The sequence below is a fragment of the Methylocystis sp. SB2 genome (genome assembly GCF_049817085.1).
Lineage (GTDB): Bacteria > Pseudomonadota > Alphaproteobacteria > Rhizobiales > Beijerinckiaceae > Methylocystis > Methylocystis rosea.
Map to the genome: position 1 here is coordinate 1444618 of NZ_CP187401.1, position 18577 is coordinate 1463194.

Genomic DNA, 18577 nt, shown 5'->3' on the forward strand with positions numbered 1-18577 from the left:
GGTGCAAGCAATGAGGAAGCGGCTAGCTATCCTAGAATTGCTGGATTCCTACCGAAAAGTTCTTTCCGTCGTCGGCGACGTCGAGAATGTAACTGACAGGCCATAGTCTGCCTTTGCTGTCTACAGCGTGCGCCGTGCACGCATGCCGATTGCCGACAGTCCATGTCGTGCTAACGGCGGTCAAGTATGGCTTTCCATCCGGAGAGGGTGGAAGGTGTTGCTTTTTGCCTTGTAGAAGATCGAGCGTGTTGCCGCCGCTCGCAAGCAGGTCGAGCGTTTCTTGGGGCACACCCGGCCGGTTTCCATCGCCATTGTTGACCATATTGAGCAATCCGCCCACCTTCCCTAAGACTAGTTCCTTGACCTCTGGCGCATCGCAGCCAACGCGCGTTCCGCCCATAGTACTGCCTCCGATAACTGCCACCAGAATCGCGAGCCCGAAACCGATCAGCAGCCATTTCTGAGGGGCGCTGGTGGCGAGCCTGCGAGGCTCGTTAGGCGCGCCGCTGACAGCGTTGGCGTTCGAGCGTGGGCCAGAAACGGGCGCTGCGCCGTAGCGATTTGGGCACTCGGCTCCGGGCAAGCAGGCGAGCGCGAAGAGAAATAACCCGCCAAGGCCGGTGAGAAGAACCAGCAGCCACCATCCAGACCAGCCAACGTCATGCAGACGCCGAGCCAACGCCGCGAGCTGCGGCATTAGGTGTGTGACAAACACCAGTCCGAGAAACAGGCCTCCGTGAGGATTCGTCGTTCCGAATAGCGAATCGAGGATGGCCGCCGCGAACGCGAACAGGGCTAGCGTTAACACAAAGAACCAATAGTCCCTTCGCGAAGCGCGCCCGCTGAAAACGGCGTAGTTGCGCATCGCGTCCAGATAGGCCTCGAACATCGAAAACTCCTGCTAATTTTTTGGGGTCGAGGAAAGGATTGAGGCGCGAAGGGGCTGCTATTGAGTGCGCTCCTTCGGCGATCACAGCATGTGGCGAAACAGCGTTCGACGAAGAGCAAGTTCTGACAGCCCCATTCGTATCCTCCCCCAAGACCCCTCCTCGCGACACGCGTGGGTCATGTTGCCTTCCGCGGTCGCCGGCGAAGCGCCAGCGGCTGTCCTTCTTAATACAGGTATTTTAATGCCTGGATTAATGGTGTGCAAGTGGTGCGCTTCGTCGTTCATGAAAGCTCGCCAGTTGGTTGGTTGGAATCTGCGACGCCTTCGGGTTGCAAAAGGTCTCTCTCAAGAGGCGCTGGGCCTTATGGCCGGATGCGAGCCATCCTACGTTGGACGTATCGAACGTGGTCGAGAGAACACCACAATAGAAACCCTAGAGAATTTGGCTCATACACTCGGCATACAGCTGTCCGATTTTTTCGTAGCGCCAGAGCCAGGTGACAGGAAACCGTCTCCACTAAGGGCGGGCCGCAAGCCACGGAAGGCGAAGTAGGCGATATACTGCGTCGGTCGGCACGGACCAGCGCAACAATATTCCAGACAGCCGGATGACGAGCGTCGTCTTCGGTTCGGCGCCGTCGGCGACGGTGAGGCGCGCATGCCGCGCTTCGAATCCGAGAACTGGATGCCGAACCGGTTGGTAGCAGCCCGGGCATTCGCCATCGCCTCAGATCGTTCCGTTCGGGGGCAGCAGGCCGACCTGAGAAAATCGGCGCGCGAAAACCGGCTCTTCCGGCCAGCTGCGCCATCTGAGCTTCAACAGGTCGTCGAGGATTTCGATAACTTCCGACTCGTACCAGCCCTGGTCGGGGCCGGCCGTGGCGAGCACGACGCTGCCGACCCGAATGTCGGCCCAGCCGGCCGGCTGCGGCGGCGTTGCGGGTTTGGCGGCCCCGGCCGGGGGCCCCGAGCCTGCGTCGGCCTTTGGCGAGTCAGCCGAGGCCGCACAGGCCGATGGCGCGGTTTTGGCCAGCACCCCAGCGGCGGCGGCGACGATCGCCTCATACAGCCCCGCCCGCACGAAAGGCACGAAGGCCCGGCCGCTGGCGAACACCCGCCCCTTGGGCAGCTTGGCGGCGAGCGCCTTTTGCTCATCGGTCGCGAGGCGCAGCGCCGTCATGCCCATCAGCCCCGCCGCTTTTTCGGCGAGTTCGCCCTGACGGGTCGAAAAAGCCGATGCGTGCGGCCTTTTGGTTTCGTCGAGCCCAAAGACGATGAGCGTCGGGGTTTCCCCCGCCTCTCTTTCGATTTGCTTTTTGCCGGTCATGCCTGCCCTCCAGAAGTGACAAAAGGGCCTGAGGCCCTTGGTCGATTGATCGGGGCGGCGTCGCTGCCGAGCGCGCTGACGAAACCCCGTTGGGGGCAGTATACAGGATTATATTCCTATTGTCAAGACCTAGTTTTTGCCCCTTAAAAAAGGCGGATAATCGCTCCTTCAGAGTAGGTCTGGGATCGGCGCTTCAGGCCCTCTGCGGCTTCAGAAGAACGCGGTCACACGTCGAGAACGCCGGGCAATTGCCGTTCGCGCATCTTCGACGATCATCGATTGTATTGCCGTTGCAGATGTTCCATCCCCAGGCGGCGCAGAATCCCCATAGAGCGTGCTGGACGAAGCGCGGGAAGGTTGCAGGGTTTAGCGAATTGAACTCCCGAGCATCGATCCGCTTGGCAAGGCCGGAGACGATCGCCGCGCATCCATGTGGCGCGTAACATCCGGCGCCATAGGCGTGCTCCGCGCCAAACCTTCGCAAAACGCCGGTGCGATGAAGAAAATTATGGATGAGCGTGTCGATCGCGATCATGCTCGCGCCGGCCGTCACCCATCGCTCTCGTTGCGGATCGGTCGCGAGCAACAGGTCGGCCAGCATCATGTTCCAGAGTTTAGGGCCGACGCCGTCGACGTGACGAAGAGGATCGAGCACAGCGGCGCCCATGGCTCCTGCACGGCCGGCTATGCCGAATCCTGGGTCTGCAGCTTCCAGCCGCGCATCAATCCAGCTGACGAAATCGCCATCGCAAACATCACGGATAAATAGAAATAAGCTATAGGCCGCGACGTTCAGCGATCCCTTCCGAAGCGGATGTTTCGGCAATGGGCAGAATGCTTGAAGGCCTGGTTCAGCGCATGTCCTCTCGCCTTTTCGATACCGGCAAGTCTCAAAACGCCAGTAGCACCGCAGCCGGGGGCAAATTGGCGGCGTGCGCAATGCTGACTCGATCTCGGCGTAGCAAACGCCGCCGTGACGCGCGTCAAAGCTAAGAGCGATGGCGTCGCTAATTCCTTGCAATGAGATCGAGGCCATCAGCCAGTCAAAGATCGCCGTGCTATCCCGTCGCCTCACCGCGTCGTGAATCTGCGCTTCCGAAAGACGAGCTGCGATCGCATCGAGATAGTCTCGTGGCGCGAGCAGTAGCGCTGTACGCGTGATGCGGATAGTGAAGTCCCATGTAGCATGCTCGACATCATTGCCCATCTCGCCGCGCTCCTTATACGAGCCCAACGATAGGCCGAGGCGAATAGGAAACGTCAAATCACCTTAACGATCAGCGTCCATGGCTGGGTCGCGCGTTTGCGCTACCCAGCCAATTGTCGATCGAAAGCTATTGAACCTTAGAGATAGCCCGTTGAAGTTGCTCTTCGTGTACAACGAGGAAGCGCGGCTTTGCTATTCGCTTCCCGCCGACACTCAATTCGACTCGCAATTGAGTGGTTACTGGCCCTCCATCGCTCGCCGGGAGCAATTTCATTTTAAGGAGCCAGGATACGAAGGCTCGCGCCGAAGGTTCTCCGAATTGAATCTCTAGCGCCTCCTTTCTGAAGCCTATGACACGCGTGCCGTCCAAGACTGTCCTAACTCCAAAGAGCATTCTCGACGCATCAACCACAACTCTCCCTCCGCTAGAAGGTTCGTGAAGGCCATCGCCGCTTTGGAGTCGATTGGCGACATTATTAAGAACTTTGCGAAGATCCCGCGAGGGGCTCGTTCGAAAACGTTTCGAACGAATGTGGAGCGTTTTAACCGCATCGTACACGGGCGCTTCCCCAAATGGCAGCAATTTCGCTTCAACTGCGATTTTCCCTGCGGCATAGATGAGGGCAAACTTCCGCGCTACTCGCTCTTCAATGCCAGGACTTGCCTTTGCGAAGTCGAGGTAAACACGTGACCAATATCGCAGCCGGACTGTTCGATCTTTCTCCAGCAAGTAATTGATCCACGCGGGTAGAAACGAGCCGTATGCCCCAAGCAGATTTCTTTCCAATTTCTTGATGTACTCCGAAGATTCACTCACCGAGTCTTTTGCCAATCGGTCGAATATCCCCCCATGGCCAATAGACGGCACGGGGATATCGATGAAACGCACGGCGTCTTGAGCATCCCATCCTCGAGAGGACGGAATCATTTCAGCTCCCTTGGAGTTACTGGTGCTCAAAACAATCGTGCTCCAACTTTCGTCGGGAAGAGTGTCCTGCACCACCAAAGAACGAGCAGTGGACGTTCCTTCCGGCAGCATATGTATGATGCGTTCAATCAGCAGAGAGCGTTCTCGAACAGGAGCCTTTTCGGCACCATTTAGCACAAACAGAAAATCGTTGTGCTGAGCGGCTGCCTCTTCCAATGCCCTGTTCTTTAAGTCCCAGCCGCGGATAGAATCTGGGGATGCTATCGCGGACATCGCCGCGCGTGCGACGGTCGTTTTTCCGACGCTGCTTTCACCGACAAGATTGAAAACTGCGAGTTCTGATAGGTTTGCGAAGCGTGCGAGAGGAGCGGCGGCAGCGCAGCACAAGCCGAAATTGAGATAGTTTGAGTGCTTCGCAAAAGATGCCACCTCATCCTGCCAAGCCTCCAACGATCCGCACATCCTTCCCAGCCCGCTGCTTGATCGCGCTCTCCATCGAAAAGGTGCACTCTTCGGTATGGTGAAGTGCGGAGTCACGAACGCGGATGGCAAATGCTCGCTGTCGGCAGAACGCCACTTCCAACCGGGCTTTGCAGCTTTGACGCAAAAACCCGCCGGAGCCAAAGCGATGACGCGCTCAATGAACTGAACCGCGGTTTTGGGCAGTTTAGGAAGAGCCGTCGTGAATCCGCGCAATTCGCGGCACATTTGACTTACCGTATAACTGTTGGGAATCTCGTGCCGACTCTCACCGCCCTCGCCATCAGGGAATCGGAACTCAATCGATAGCAAGTTTTTCGCTTCATCGCGAAGGCGAATCGCCGACCACCCAGTTAGAGGGATCGCCGTTGTTGAACTCGGATTCGAATGGACCGGCCTTTTTTTCGCAGGCACCTTTAGAGCAAGCCTTGGCCTGGCGACCGCAATTGCGGCTTTTGAGCCAACACTTCCCTTGATATTCTTCGGAGAGGCTTGGCGCTGAACCTTCTTGATTAGTTTGCTGGTTCGGGATGATTTGCCGTTCATGACGTTTCTCGCATTTGGAAATGGAAGGAGAGGTGAGGCGGTGAGGCAAGGCGGATCTGCCTCAATGCCTCACCTGGCGTTGATCAAAGCGATGATCGGCCGCCTATGGCGCTAACGCTGTGTAGCCATACGTTTTCGGCCAATGTCATGAGCTGGTGAGGCACATGAGCGCGAGGATTTCAGCTGCCGAATGCTTTCGCCGAGATTGATCGTCACGCTGCGATCGAGAGCCTTGTACCGGCCGAACCACAGCAGAGCTTCGACCTGTTGTTCGCGCTTCAGCCAGTGCTTCGTCGGGTAGGCCTTTCCGCTACTCGCCGCGTAGCGAACTGTGCGGGTTGGCCTCGGTTTGAAGACGTAGCTAATCTGACGGCTTCGATCACGAACAGTCACCCCACGCACTGGGATAGGAGCCTGCGCTCCGGACTCTAGAGTGGCTTTAAGCGCACGCGTTAGACCCTCAGAGCCCTCCACGGGCGTAACCATGTGAATGTGTGGAGACCACTCTTCTTTACCGGTACGTCGATCGATGGAATGACAGAGGTCAATGAAGCCGAACGCCTTCAGATCGCTGAATCCCGCGGACTCCAGCCACCCGCGCGTTAGAGTTCTGATGGATTTGAAGCTGATGGAGTCGAGGGTGCCTAGAGCGCGCTGAAATGCCGGTGAAATGAGCGCGAAAGACTTTAGCGGCGTCGGTTCAGGCCACAACCTGTCGACGCGTTTGACGAGGAAACGCTTGGCGGCAGTGCCACACATAAGACACGCCGCCGAACCGCAGCGATGACCCGGATCGCAGTTCTCAAGAATATTGGCGAGAGATTCTCTGCCTTCCTCGTCTCCAAAGGTTGAACTTCGGAGCGTGTGAACGCATTCGAGGACCTGCTCCTTTAGTTCGGCCGCAGTCGGCTCACCCCGCGAGCCTGTTTCGGCGTAGTGTTTCTCATCAAGTGTGTTGTTGAACATGGTGCTTCTCACTTGGTTGGAGTTTGCGCATAGCTTCGCCGTCGACCATTTTTCAGATCGCTGACAGAGCTATGGCTTCAGTTTTGGAGGCTTAGGTAATCAGTCGTCGTAGCGCGCGATTGGTGATGCTTGGTCGATTGGACGCGCCTCAAGCGCTTCGTTTGAATTGCACCCGGAATTCGCTATCGACGCGACGAGCTCGCGGATACCGTTAACGTCCCACGCGCTCGAACGCGGACCAATTTTGACTGGCTTAGGGAAGCGACCCGAACGGACACCAGCCCACCAAGTAGATCTGCTTACCGGTATCGGCCCTCGAGGGCCGATGACTCTATTTAGCTTTACGAACCCCGCGAAAGGCAGTCCGTCGGTTGAAAATTCACTGTGGCGCTGGCGCCGGCCAATGTTCTGCATGTTGGCGTCTCCTTTGCGAACGCCGCCAACTTGCCAAACCTTCGCCCGTTAAAAAATTCTGCACTTAGGTCAAAAGACATCCTGTTAGCTTCAGGAGGACTTTGTAATTAACTGAATCTATTCCGATTATTGACCTAGTCTGGAGGCGCACGATTTCGCTCATAATTAGCCAGCGCGGCGTATCCTTTCTTAGGCATCTTCGGTACGCGGCATTTCTGAGCGATAACCGATTCAGGAAAGATAAAAAGGTCGGCTTCACTCAAAGATCGTCGATCAATCACTCGTATGAGATCCTCCTGCACCCAGCGGGCTTTTGAAAAGAATCCCTGCAGCGATCGGGTCATGCTGGCGATCTGAGCAAGCTCGTCGAAGAAGCTCGTTGCGCACGGATCAAGCAACCAGGTGATGTCGGAATCGTAGTAGCGGACAAATTGAAATGCGCTCGTCTTTTTATATAAGCGCCATACTTCCTGATGCGCCGAGTCGCTGTATTCAAGCGAGCGCTTGGAAATTACTTTATCTCCCGGAAAGCCGCCGTGCTGGTTGATGAATTCCGAGGCCTTTCCGAGGCTGGGACCATAACGCTTATCGTCCTTCAAGCTCTTATAGCTGAGCAAAAATCTGACTATGTCAGCAGCGTAACGGGTCTCATCAAAATTCCCCAGACCATCATTGATGAACCAGAAGTCCGGTAAAGAAATTGCGCCTTCGGGGATTTGCTTCAAAAAGGTTTCAGGCTCAAAAACGGCGGAGAACCAATGGGAGTCGATTTGCTCTCCTGCTGTCCGCATTTTTGCAGTCGCATGCAGCAGCGCAACCAAAGTCACATTTTCCGCCGCGAATTGTTCTCGCGGCCAGTTGAGCCAACCGGCGAAAGTCGCAGCCGCGAACTCTCGTTCGAACCGAAATTTCGGCTCTTCGTCACTGGTCAAAACCGAAACAGCCGTGAAGAGGTCCATTCTGATGGCTCCAAATTGTTGGCTTCACCCAAATTTTCGGAAAAGTCTAAGGCTAATGATGCAGGCCTGTCGGAGGTCTCAGGAGATAACTCAATATCAGGCACAGCTGTCCGGTGATAAATAGCTCGCCCACTCTTGCATCAGCGCGCGACGTTTGTCGAACAAATCGGTCCGACGATAAGCCGCTTCAACCTTGTTGCTAACCGTGTGGGCGAGCGCCATTTCGCAAATTTCTCGCGAGTAGCTCGTGCGTTCGGCAGCCCAATCCCTGAATGAAGACCGAAAGCCGTGAACTGTAAACGGCACGTCCATCCTCCGCAGCATCATATTAAAGACCATGTTCGACATCGGACGAGCGATCGTTCGCCCGGGATAAATAAATTCGCTTGCTGCGCTCAGCCGCCTGGCTCTTTCCAGGATATCAAGACATCGACTGCTTAGTGGCACTCTATGGGCTCTCCCCCCTTTCATTCGATCAGCCGGTATCGTCCAGACATGTCCAGGTTTGTCGATCTCCCGCCATTTCGCGCCCAGCACCTCGCCGGTGCGGGCTGCGGTGAGGATAAGGAACTCGATCGCCAAGCGCGTAATTTCCCCCTGGTCGGCTGCGCCTTGAAGTCGCGCAACAAAGGCGGGAACCTCCGCGAATGGCATCGCAGCGTGATGCTCATTCCGATCACGTTGCTTGGGCAGCCCCTTGGCGACTCCTTCGACGGGGTTGTCGCCCGTCCGATATCCGGCCGCCTTGGCCCAGCTCAATACGGTGCCGATTCTCTGACGAACGCGGCGCGCTGTCTCAGGCTTCGATAGCCAGATCGGGGAGAGGACACGTAGGACGTGGGGACTGTCGACTTCGTTGATCGGCATGTCGCCGATGGATGGAAAAGCATATTGCCGCAGCGTGTTCATCCACTGCGATGCGTGCTTTGAGTTCTTCCAGCTCGGAAAGTGCTCATCAAAGACCCGCCCGGCACCCTCACTAAAGGTCGGCGGTTTGGCCTCCACTCTTCGCTTCTCGGCAAGGGGATCGCCCCCTTCACGAGCGCGCTTCCGGTAGCTGAGCGCCTTTTCCCGCGCCTCGGCCAGCGAAACGAGGCTGGTTCCTCCAAGACCAATGTCGCGTCTGCGGCCCTGGACGACCGTTCGCAACATCCACCTCTTGGCGCCGGATGGATCGACGACCAGATAGAGGCCATTTCCATCGGCGTATCGTCCCGGCTCCCTGAGAGATCGAATCTTAAGCGCGGACAGAGCTTTTTCCGGATGCTTTCCTTGCTTCGGCATGCCTCCGCCTAACTCAGATACCCCACATTTCAACCCATATCCTATTCCGGCTTCAATAGGACCGCAACAAACTTGCCTGGACGACGATAAAGCACGTACAATCAATTTATTCAGATGCTTGTGATACAGTCCTGGACTAACCTGGAATCTATGAAGGCGGTCACCCCTTCCGCCACGCGTTAAAACTAATCAATTATATTTAAACGATTAAGCCGTCCTAACCCTCCTCTAGACGATCGGACATGACGTTCGAGGCGCCAACGCGATGATTCGCCTAACTTTGATTTCCATTTTGCGCGGCGCCGGTCACCCTAGTGAGGCATGTCCGGATCGCGATTCCACCAACCGCCGCCGAGCGCCATGAAAAGCGCCGCGGTGTCGGCCAGACGCGTCGCCTCAGCCTGCACGCGCAACAATGAGGCGCTAAAGTAGATCCTCTGTGCGGTAAACACGGCGATCTGTGAGACCTGGCCATACTTCAATTGCATGCGCACGATATCAAGGCTGCGCTTCGCCGCGTCTTCGCTCTTGCGAGCGGTTTCGACCGCCCTGGCGTCCATCTGCAGGGAGCGCAGCGCGTCGGCGACGTTCTGAAAAGCATTGATGACCGTGCTGCGATATTGCGCGTCGGCCTGCTCCAGAGCCGCGACGGCCGAACGTTCCTTGTTCAACAGCGTCATGCCGTCGAAAAGCGGCTGCGCGGCGTTGGCGGCAAGCGTGTAGAACCCCGTGCCGGGCGCAAAGAGCTGTGCGGCATGAAAGGCGCTGGCGCCGAGATTGGCGGAGAGCGTGATATTCGGCAGCCGGCTGGCGCGCGCGATGCCGACCGCGGCGGTCGCGGCATGAAGATTGGCCTCGGCGGCGCGAATGTCCGGACGTTGCGCGACGAGCATCGAGGGCACGCTCACCGGAACTGTTCCCGGCAGCTTCAGCTGCGAGAGCCTGAATTTCTGTTCGATCTCGTCAAAGGAGAACCGGCCGGCGAGAGCGGTCAGGAGGTCGCGCTGGAGCGCGAGCTGCTTTTCAAGCGGCGGCAGCGCCTGCTCGGCCTGTGCGAGCGCCGCCTCCTGCGCAACGACATCGGCCTTGGCGATCGAGCCAAACGAATATTGCCGGTTCAGGATTTCGAGCGAGTCCTTCAGGATCGCAATGATGTTCTTCGTCGCCTCGATCTGTCCGCGGATCGACGCCTCTTGAATGGCGGCGACGACGACATTCGAGGTAAGCGCCAGCCGCGCCCCCTCCAACTGAAACCCCGCCTGCTGGGTCTGCGCCTCAAGCGACTCCAGCGTTCGCCGGTTTAGGCCCCAAATGTCCGGCGCATAGCTGATCGAGAGCTGCTTCAGGAATAGGCCGTAAGGCGCGTTTGGATTGGTCGTGAGCGGGCTCGGAGTCGGCTGCCCCGTGACGAGGTTATAGGGGCTCGGGTAGAACTGGTTGAACAGCGACTGGTTGATGGCGCTGAGCGCGCGGTTGTTCGACTGAAGGTTCTGGCTTTCGGTGGCGAGGATCCCGACCTGAGGCAGGAGCACGCCGCGTTGCGCTTCGGCGTTGAAATAAGCGACGCCAATCGCCGCCTCGGCCGCTTCGAGCGACGGATTATGTTCGAGCGCGTCGCGCACGAGCGTATCGAGCGGCTTTGAGCGATAAAGCGCCCACCAATCCGCCGGGATGTCGCGTCCTTGAACGAAACGCTGGCCCGAGCCAGGGGAAGCTGTCCCTTCCGGCGTGAAATGCGGCGCGTCCGGGCCAAGCGGCTGGACAAAATCAGGGCCGACCATGCAACCGGCGAGCGACGCGGCGAGCCACGCAAGAGTCGCGGCGCGCATCATAGGCGCGGCGCCGGTTCTTTGCGTGCAAATGTCGCTCGTCTTGCCCATGCGCCGGATGATCAAACTCGTAGGATCTCGTTGGCGCTGCCGCTCGTACGCTTTTCCACGAAGCGCTCGATCACAAAATGCAGCGTTGGAATAACAAAGAGGATCAACCCGGTCGCCGCAAACAGTCCGCCGACGATGACCGTGCCAAGGCCGCGCTGAACGTCGCTGCCGACGCCCGTCGCCAACGCCGCCGGGAGCATCCCCACCATTGGCACGGCCGACGTCATCAGCACCGAACGGAAACGCTCCGCCGCGCCCACAAGGACCTGATCGCGAAAGTTCGCCCGCTCATCGCCGATGATTTCGTCACCCGCGACGTCCGTGCCCAGCCGGCGCGCACGCGCTGACGCGACATGCACCGCCGTGACGCGATTGAGATGCGACACCATGATGATGCCGTTTTGCACCGCGACGCCGAAAAGCGCCAAGAATCCCACGCCCGTCGCGACGTTCAGCGTCTCTCGCGTCATGATCAGCGCGATGAGACCGCCGAACGCCGACAGCGGCACCACACCGAGAATGAGCAGGGCATTTCGCAGCTTGGCGAAGCCAATGTAAAGGATCAGCAGCATCAACAGCAGCACGACGCCGACGATAATCGCGAGCCGCGCCTGTGCGCGTTGCTGATTTTCAAATTTTCCGCTCCAAACGACGCTGTTCAACTGCTTGTCGTAAGAAACAGTCTCGGCGACTTTCTTTTGCGCCTCTGCGAGATATGAGCTGAGATCCCGGTCGGCGTAGTCGAGGCGAACGGTCAGCACACGTTTTGTCTTCTCATGCGAGATGGCGCTTTCGCCGTTTTGCAACGAGATCTTTGATATCGCGGACAAGGGGATCTGCACGCCCGACGACGCCTTCACAAGCAGATCGCTGAGCTCTTCCGGACTGCTGCGCGACTGAAGCGGAAAGCGCGCCGTCATGTCGTAGCTGCGGTCGTTGACGTAAATCTGTCCGATGGAGGCGCCGCCGACTCCGATCTGGATCATATTCGATACGTCCGAAACATTAATGCCGTAACGCGCGGCCGCGGCGCGATCGATATGGAAGGCGATCTGCGGAATCGGCGGCTCCTGCACGATAGACGTCTGAGTGGTGCCTTTCACTGTCTTCAGCGCGGCGACGATCTCATTGCCAATGCGGCGCGTCTCCCTGAGGTCTTCACCGAAAACCTTGACCACCATCGCGCTGTGAGCGCCGCTGACGAGATCATTAACGTTGTCGATAATCGGCTGGCTCACGCCGACATCCATCCCAGGGAGCTTACTGAGGTGGGTGGTCAGCTTGGTGATGAATTGTTCCTTCGTCTCGCGTTCGGGCCATGAGTCGTAGCGGTTCAGTCCGACGGGCGCTTCAATATGGCTTGTGGTCCAGGGGTCGGTGCGATCGTCGTTCCGGCCGATCTGAGTGATGACGTAGGAGACCTCCGGAAACTCCATCACGGCGCGACGTAAATCGCTCGCCATATCGGACGCTTTTTCGAAGGATATGCCGCTCGGCAGCTGCACTTGCAGCCAAAGCGAGCCTTCATCGAGATTGGGAAGAAAGTCGCGTCCAACGGCGCCGCCGGCCATGACGACTCCCCAAACCCCGACCGCTGTCGTGACATAGACGATCGCCGGCCGCTCCAAGCAGCGATAGAGCAGTTCCTTGTAGCGCGCCTCCATCCACTCCAGCACGCGGTTGTGAAAGGGCTTCGACGGATAGCGCAACGCCATATAGGCAAGGCTAGGCACGAGCATCAGCGTGCAGAGGAGAGCGCCGATCAGGGCGTAGGCGATCGTATAGGCGACCGGCGAGAAAAGACGGGCCTCGACGCGCTCCAGACCCAGAAGCGGCACGTAACCGGCGATGATGATGACCGTGGCGAAAAAGATCGGCCGCACCACCTGCCCGACGACAAATTGAACGTCGCCCACCCGAAGCTCGCGGTCGGGATTGTGCTCCCGCAGCGTGAGAATCGATTCGGTTACGATGATTGCGCCGTCGACGATAATGCCGAAGTCGATCGACCCTAGGGACAGAAGGTTCGCCGGCAGCTTGGTGAAATTCATCAGGATAAAGGCGAAGGCCAGCGACAGCGGAATTGTCGCGGCCACGACCAGCGAACTTCGCGGGCTGCCGAGAAAAAGCATCAACACGACGACGACGAGGACGATGCCTTCCGTCACCGTGTGCGCAACCTTCGAGACCGTGAGCTGCACGAGCTCGTTGCGGTCCATATAGGGGACGATTTTCACCTCTTGAGGCGCAAGTTGCGCGTTGAGTTCGTCAATTCGGTCGTGCAACGCCTTCAAAACGACCGTCGCGTTCTCGCCTTTCAGCATCTGCACGACGCCCTGAATGGCGTTCGAGTTGTAATCCTTGCCCAGCATGCCCTCGCGTTCCTGGGCGCTGTATCGCGGCGTTCCAACGTCGCGGGTCAACACAGGGACGCCGCCATGCTCGGCGATGACAATATTTCCCAGGTCCTCCTTGGTGCGGACGAGGCCAATGCTGCGAATGACATAAGCCTGTTCGCCGCGCGTGATGCGGCTGCCGCCGGCGCTGGCGCTGTTTGCAGCAATGGAGTTGGTGACGTCCGTCAGGCCAAGTCCGTAGCGCTGCATCGCGACCGGATCGAGCTGGAGCTGAAACTGACGCGTGACGCCGCCGAAATTGGCGACGCTGGCGACGCCGGGAACCTGGTTGAGCGCCGGAATCACGATCCAGCGCTGGGTTTCCGAGAGTTCTTCGACGTTTTTGGCGTCCGACTCCAGAGTGTATCTGAGAATTTCTCCTGTCGGACCTGTGAGGGGACCTAGCGCCGGCTGAATGTTGGGAGGAAGCGACACCTGCGCGATGCGCTCCAGCACGCGTTGGCGGGCCCAATAGTCCTCGACGCCGTCCTTGAACACCATGGTGATGAGCGACAAGGCGAAGGTGCTGGTCGAGCGAATCGTGAGCAAGCCTGGCGTGCTCGCCAGCACGCGTTCCAGGGGAACGGTGATCTGCTGTTCCACTTCCTCGGCGGCAAGGCCCGTCGCCTTCGTCGTGACGAGCACCGTCACGTCGCCGATTTCCGGATAGGCTTCGATCTTTAGCTGTGTCCAGGAATAGACGCCGAAGGCGAACAAAAGCGCCGTGGCCAATATCACGCCGGCGCGGTTCCTGAGGCAAAACTCAACGATGCGCTCAATCATTCAAGAGCACCCCGCCCCGCACGACGATCCGCTGGCCGGCGTCGAGTCCCTCGACAACCGCGCCGCCGACGATGTCGGCTTCGGGATCGACCGGTCTTCGCTCGAAGGTCCAAGGCGCGACCTCGACGAAGACGTTGGACGTATCATTGACCATCATCAGAGCCGAAGGGGGGATAACCACGCGTCGCGACGGCGGCGAGAAGAAGCGCACGGTCGCGAACATGTTCAATTTGAACATGCCGTTCGGATTGTCGAAGGCGATGCGCACTTTGTTGCGGCGCGTGTCCGCCTCGAGCAACTGGCTAATAATTTCGACTTTTCCGGCGAACACTTCGTGGGGATAGGCGACGAGCGAGACTTCGACCCTTTCCCCCTTCTGCACAAAGGAGAGATCTTTCTCCTGTACGCTCGCAGTGACCCATACGCGATCGAGATTGGAGATGGTCATCATCGGCGATGTGGTGTTGTCGATGAAGTCGCCGGGCGCCGTATCCAGCGCCGTAATTGTGCCGTCGATCGGCGCGTTAAGCGTGATCTTACGCTGGCCGGTGAGCTTGCTGTTGTCGCCAATCACGTCGAGCCGGGCTTCGGCCCGCTTCAATTCCGACGTGGCCTGCAGAAAGTCATTCTGCGCTTGCTCCAGTTCTCTCAGCGCGAGACCGCCCGCCTTATTCAATCCCGTCGCGCGATCGAGCGCGCTTTTGGTGAGCTTCGCGGTGGCTCTGGCCTTTTCGGCGTCGGCCACCGCCTGCGCCAAATCGCCAGAATCAATGGTCGCCAGCGGCTGGCCCTTCTTTACGTTGTCGCCCAGTTCGATGTTGAGTTCGCTAACTCGTCCGTTGACGGGCGCCAATACTCTCACCGTCCGCGCCGGATCGGCTTCGACCGCGCCTGGGACAATGCGGCTCAGGCTAACGTCCCGGACCTGGACCGGCGCGACGACGATGTGACTTCGATAGGGCGAGCCTTCGGGAATGAAGATCGCTTTACCCTTGCGCATGAGCGGTGGCGCGCGTCGCCCTTCTTGAGGCTGCCCTGTCTCCTGGCGGGAGAAACCCTTCTCCGGAACGAAGCGATAAATGAGCGTGCCGAATAGGACCAATGCGCCGGCCGTCGCGGCGCTGAGGATTTGGCGCCGGCTCAAGGAAACACGGTTCATCAGACCCAGCGCCCGTTTAACGTCCAGTTTGCCGCTCAATAGACTCATGCCCGAGGGCTCACCGCTTATTCGCAAGGGAAGGGATATAGTCAACACCTTCTAGCTTAAGGACAGCCAACTGCGACGGAATGGTGACTGCCAACCTGCCCTAATGACTTAGCTGCTGCTGGTTTGTTTCTGCAATATTGCTGTCAAGAGCTAAAGTGACATTGGTTCGATCGCTGAACCCGTATCCCCGAAGATCATCACGGAAAGGCCCGTTCATATTTTTTGCTAAGGAAGTCGCCCACTTGAATAAGGCGTCGGTTCCAATCTGGCTAATATGGCGCCGTGCCCTGGGCTGAATTCAGCAGTCGATGTTCGCCGGCCCCGCCTGGATTTCCGGATTGAGGGCTGCCGTGTTGAAGCCCTCAAGATCGAGGAAATGGAACTCGTCGTTGAGGTTTCTGCAGCGGGCAAACCCTCTTAACGTCCGAGGCGAGTTTCGCCAGAAGTGGCCGCAAGAGCCGCCGACCTTACTTCAGCACGGCGCAGGCGACGCGTGCGCCGGCGCCGCCAATCGGCTGCGACATGTGGTCGTCGGGGCTCGCATGCACCACGATCGCCGATCCGTCCGCGTCCAGGAGATTGACCTTACCGCCGCTCAAGGACACGCCGTCGACGAACATTTCCGCCTGCGCGGAGCCATCCGAATATGCATAGACATTCGGCAGGTCCGCCGGGTGCGGCCCCTTGGGATTGAGGAACCCATGTTCGGCATTTGACGGATTGACATGGCCCTTCGAGTGCATGAATTTTTCGGTGTCGGAGCAGTCGCCAACTTCGTGCACATGAACGCCATGCCAGCCCGGCGCGAGCGCGCCCGGCCGCAGCATGACGCGAAGAACGACCCCATGCGGCCCCTGTTTGACTTCGATGGAGCCTATCCCCTTCCCTTTGTTGTCGACGACGTCGGCGGTTCGCTCCTCCGCGCATGCAAAGCCGGTCATGAGCGCGATTGAAACTAAGGCGAGGACAAGTTTGTCGAACATGTTTCTCTCTCACGTCTTTGCGAACCGACGGTCGTCGCGGCGTCGCAGGATATTACGCGCGCCAGCACAGTTCCAGGCTCTCTGACCACCGTTGTGTGCCAAGTGTGACTGGATAAAGGGTGAATGCGGTCAAAGCGAATATAGATCCAGCGCCCCCGAGAGGCGCGTGCGATATTGTTCCAGCCGAGCTTTGTCCCTTTCCGCGGCGGCGCGCTCCACATAGGGCGCGTAATTGATGAGATTGATGGCCTTTATAATCGGCGCCATTTCGCGGATCTTCTCCTCCTTCAGGCCATAGCCCAAGAGAAATTCCTGCTTGGCGTCGACCGAGAGATCATGAAGCGCCATTGAAAGATCCCAGTAGGGCGCAACGTTGGAGGCGCAGCACTCCCAATCGATCACGGCGGTGATCCCCCCAGAGGCGTCGGCGACCACGTTCTTTAGCCGCATGTCGCCGTGGTTGAGAACGGGTGACGGGTCCCAGCGCTCCATGTCGCGAACGACCGATCTCAGCCGTTTAAGCTGGCCGGCGTCCAGCATATCCTGCTCATCCAGCAGGTCGACGCGCGCTTCAATTTTCAATTCCCCGCGCAGATACTCCTTCCAGGTCTCTTTGCGCGAGAGCGTATTGCCCGACCAATCAAACGTTTGACCAAAGCCCGATGTCTTGACGGAGTGGATCAGAGCGGTCAGTCGCCCCATCTCACGCAAAATTGTGAAGCGTTCGGGATGATGCGTCGCCTCCTGTCCTTCGACTTTCGGAAGCACCATGTAAGGCATGCCGATAATGTCGGCGCCGACCTCGAGAATTTTCGCGGTCGGCACGCCGGCCTCGCTGGCCTTGGTGATCGCCCATTGCTCCTTGAGATAATCCTTTAGTTTGTCCGGCGTTGCGTTCATGCGGACGATGAAATCGCCTTCGGCGTGGCGGACCTCGAACACGAAATTGGTGATGCCGCCGCCGCGCGCCACGATGATCTTGGGCTTTGACCCGAGGTGATGCTCGATAATTTTGCCCGCATTGGATCGCGCCTTGCGCGGATCGATCGGCGCTTCTTGCGCAGCGGTCATTGTGGCATCGCCTCGCTCTCCAGCCCGCCAAGGCGAACCAGCAGCTCGCCAAGCTCCTGGGAGCTTTCAATCTTCACCGTCCGCAGCAGGCCCTTATATTCCAGATCGCGCGATCCGACATGGACGGCAAGGCCGACGCCGGAAAGAAATGAATCCATCGGCGTGTCGCCGCAGCCGACAGAGGCCTGCAGGTCGACGCCGAGCCGGTCCGCTATGGCGCGCACGCCGAACAATTTGTCGACGCCTTTGCGCGTCGCGAAATTCGAACGCTTGACGTGCTGATAGGCCATGAGGCGATCCTGCGGGGCGTCGACGAGCAGAAACATCATGCAGATGTCCTGGGCCATCAAGGACTCGCGAAGATCATCCAGCGAGAGGCAGACGATAGACGAGGCGCTCGTGTATTTTGTCTGAAGATGGGGGATCTTCTCCCGGACAGGCGTCCAGATCGTCTCGCCCAGCGTCCAGTCGCGCGTGTAGTAGAAGACAAGAAGGTCGTCGACTCCGTTCGCAAGCAGCCCGCGCACGCCCGTCAGCACCTCGTCGATTTCCAGCGGCTCAAGCGGAAAAGCGTCGAGCTCCTCGAAGACGATCTCTCCAGACGCATCTTCTCTGAGATAGCCGACGACGCCGCCGTTGAGCGAGACAAGCGGCAAGGGCGCATTGGTGATCGAATACCACTCGCGCCCGAAGGTGCGAATAACGTTCAACGGAAACCGCAGCGTGTTCAGCACAATGGGGCGGCCAAGATCATTGAGGCGCTTCAAGCCGCAAGCGACCGGATCTGGAATGACGATCCGCCCTTCAAACTCATGCACCGCAGTTCCGTCAAGGTCGGTTATGAGCGCGCCCGCTCCGGTGAAATTGGTCTCCGCCAGAAACGCCCTGAGCTCTTCGTCGATTTGCTCCCTAAGCGCCATTCCCGGTCCTCCATTCTCTACCGCCGCGTTTCGTCCTTACAAAAGCAGCGAGCTTTCGCATCGAGACCGGAGACATGGTGATCGCGCCTGTTTTAACCAGACGAAAGCCCACAGGTCGGCGTGCGCTTGATGGCGGACACTCCGTTCCTATGTGGCGCCGACGCGCTTAAGCGACAGCCCTTGATTCCTAGAATCTTCGCGCCCGATCGCGCGCGAAGATTACGCTTGGGCGGCGCCGTCAAACGGCCTGGCCGGCGCTTGTTACGCAAACCTTCTCAACGGCGGACATCTGGCCGACATTTCCTTTGAGCGGCGCCCGCTCTCTGCTGGCGCCGGA

At 58.6% G+C, this 18577-nt stretch carries 15 protein-coding genes; 1 reads left to right on the plus strand and 14 read right to left on the minus strand.

Going from position 1 to position 18577, the window contains the following annotated elements; all coding sequences use genetic code 11:
- Positions 1–31 precede the first annotated feature (31 nt).
- A complete protein-coding gene (locus ACPS74_RS07105) occupies positions 32–889 on the minus strand; it encodes a DUF805 domain-containing protein (RefSeq protein ID WP_051381776.1) in 858 nt (285 codons plus the stop codon).
- 364 nt (positions 890–1253) lie between these two features.
- Here ACPS74_RS07105 and ACPS74_RS07110 point away from each other — a divergent pair, with 364 nt between their 5' ends.
- Entirely contained in the window at positions 1254–1442 is a 189-nt protein-coding gene (locus ACPS74_RS07110; protein ID WP_425622401.1) for a helix-turn-helix domain-containing protein, read from the plus strand.
- A gap of 174 nt (positions 1443–1616) precedes the next feature.
- On the opposite strand, the gene ACPS74_RS07115 is transcribed toward ACPS74_RS07110, so the two are convergent.
- The 13 genes from ACPS74_RS07115 to ACPS74_RS07175 form a co-directional block, all read right to left on the minus strand.
- Complete coding sequence (locus ACPS74_RS07115) at positions 1617–2216, minus strand: hypothetical protein (protein WP_029650790.1); 600 nt, start codon at positions 2214–2216, stop codon at positions 1617–1619.
- A gap of 193 nt (positions 2217–2409) precedes the next feature.
- On the minus strand, positions 2410–2883 hold the full coding sequence (locus tag ACPS74_RS07120; protein WP_239753952.1) for a hypothetical protein: 474 nt from the start codon (positions 2881–2883) through the stop codon (positions 2410–2412).
- Between the two features lie 667 nt (positions 2884–3550).
- On the minus strand, positions 3551–5377 hold the full coding sequence (locus tag ACPS74_RS07125; RefSeq protein ID WP_083481360.1) for a DUF927 domain-containing protein: 1827 nt from the start codon (positions 5375–5377) through the stop codon (positions 3551–3553).
- Positions 5378–5488: 111 nt separating this feature from the next.
- Positions 5489–6343: a hypothetical protein gene (locus ACPS74_RS07130; protein WP_029650782.1), complete on the minus strand. Its 855-nt coding sequence runs from the start codon at positions 6341–6343 to the stop codon at positions 5489–5491.
- A gap of 99 nt (positions 6344–6442) precedes the next feature.
- Positions 6443–6757 (minus strand): helix-turn-helix transcriptional regulator, encoded by a 315-nt coding sequence (locus ACPS74_RS07135; protein WP_083481359.1) that lies wholly within the window; start codon positions 6755–6757, stop codon positions 6443–6445.
- A gap of 134 nt (positions 6758–6891) precedes the next feature.
- The gene (locus ACPS74_RS07140; RefSeq protein WP_029650778.1) at positions 6892–7716 is read right to left on the minus strand and encodes a hypothetical protein; all 825 of its coding nucleotides are present in this window, start codon (positions 7714–7716) and stop codon (positions 6892–6894) included.
- 96 nt (positions 7717–7812) lie between these two features.
- Positions 7813–9000 (minus strand): tyrosine-type recombinase/integrase, encoded by a 1188-nt coding sequence (locus tag ACPS74_RS07145; RefSeq protein ID WP_029650776.1) that lies wholly within the window; start codon positions 8998–9000, stop codon positions 7813–7815.
- Positions 9001–9311: 311 nt separating this feature from the next.
- Complete coding sequence (locus ACPS74_RS07150) at positions 9312–10880, minus strand: efflux transporter outer membrane subunit (protein WP_029650774.1); 1569 nt, start codon at positions 10878–10880, stop codon at positions 9312–9314.
- An 11-nt stretch (positions 10881–10891) separates the two neighbouring features.
- Positions 10892–14059, minus strand: coding sequence for an efflux RND transporter permease subunit (locus tag ACPS74_RS07155; protein ID WP_029650772.1), 3168 nt, complete (start codon positions 14057–14059; stop codon positions 10892–10894).
- The gene (locus ACPS74_RS07160; RefSeq protein WP_029650771.1) at positions 14052–15218 is read right to left on the minus strand and encodes an efflux RND transporter periplasmic adaptor subunit; all 1167 of its coding nucleotides are present in this window, start codon (positions 15216–15218) and stop codon (positions 14052–14054) included. The genes ACPS74_RS07155 and ACPS74_RS07160 overlap by 8 nt, the downstream gene beginning before the upstream one ends.
- Positions 15219–15733: 515 nt before the next feature.
- On the minus strand, positions 15734–16249 hold the full coding sequence (locus ACPS74_RS07165; RefSeq protein ID WP_029650769.1) for a superoxide dismutase family protein: 516 nt from the start codon (positions 16247–16249) through the stop codon (positions 15734–15736).
- Positions 16250–16378: 129 nt separating this feature from the next.
- Complete coding sequence (locus ACPS74_RS07170; RefSeq protein ID WP_029650767.1) at positions 16379–17320, minus strand: phosphotransferase family protein; 942 nt, start codon at positions 17318–17320, stop codon at positions 16379–16381.
- Positions 17317–18240 (minus strand): Cof-type HAD-IIB family hydrolase, encoded by a 924-nt coding sequence (locus tag ACPS74_RS07175; protein WP_029650764.1) that lies wholly within the window; start codon positions 18238–18240, stop codon positions 17317–17319. The genes ACPS74_RS07170 and ACPS74_RS07175 overlap by 4 nt, the downstream gene beginning before the upstream one ends.
- Between the last annotated feature and the right edge of the window lie 337 nt (positions 18241–18577).